This is a genomic window from Clavibacter lycopersici, from assembly GCF_003576405.1.
Taxonomy (GTDB): Bacteria; Actinomycetota; Actinomycetes; order Actinomycetales; family Microbacteriaceae; genus Clavibacter; species Clavibacter lycopersici.
Window position 1 is genome coordinate 1 of the sequence record NZ_QWGT01000501.1, and the last position, 679, is coordinate 679.

The window sequence follows — 679 nt, forward strand, 5'->3', positions numbered from 1 at the left end:
GGCCCCGCCCTCCGCCTCGGATCCCTGCCCGTGCCCGACGCGCGCGTCCCCGCCCGCCGCCGCGACGCCGTCGTGCCTGCCGTCGCCGCGGGGCTCCTCGCGCTCATCGTCGTCGCGGGACTCGCGCGGGATCCCCTCGCCACCACAGCCGGCCGCCTCGCACCGCCCTCGTGGGCGCTCCCGTTCGGCGCCGACGCGAGCGGCAGGGACCTGCTCGGCCGCGTCGGCCACGGCGCCCTGACCACGCTCGGCACCGCGCTCCTCGTCACGCTCGCCTGCTGCGCGATCGGCCTGGTGCTCGGGCTCCTGCCGCGCGCGTCGCTCGGCGCCATCGAGGTCGCGAACGCCGCGCCGCCGATCCTCGCGGGCATCGTCGTGGCCGCGATCCAGGGTCCGTCGACCGCCGGCGCGGCCATCGCCGTGGCCGCCGTCGGCTGGGCGCCGCTCGCCGCGCACGCCGGGGCGCTGATGCAGGAGGCGCGCGCGCAGCCGCACGTGCGGATCCTGCCGGTGCTCGGGGTCGGGCGCGCCCGGATCCTCCTCGGCCACCTCCTGCCCGCGGTCGTCGGCCCGGTGGTGCGGAACGCGATGCTGCGCCTACCGGGCATCGCCCTGACGCTCGCGGCGCTCGGCTTCCTCGGCCTCGGCAGCGCCCGGCCGACGCCCGAGTGGGGCCTGA

At 79.7% G+C, this 679-nt stretch carries 1 protein-coding gene; it reads left to right on the forward strand.

Features of this window, described 5'->3' with window-relative positions:
- Nucleotides 1–30 precede the first annotated feature (30 nt).
- The coding region (locus tag DZG00_RS16195) for an ABC transporter permease (protein ID WP_311135926.1) at nt 31–679 on the forward strand (649 nt) is incomplete at its 3' end.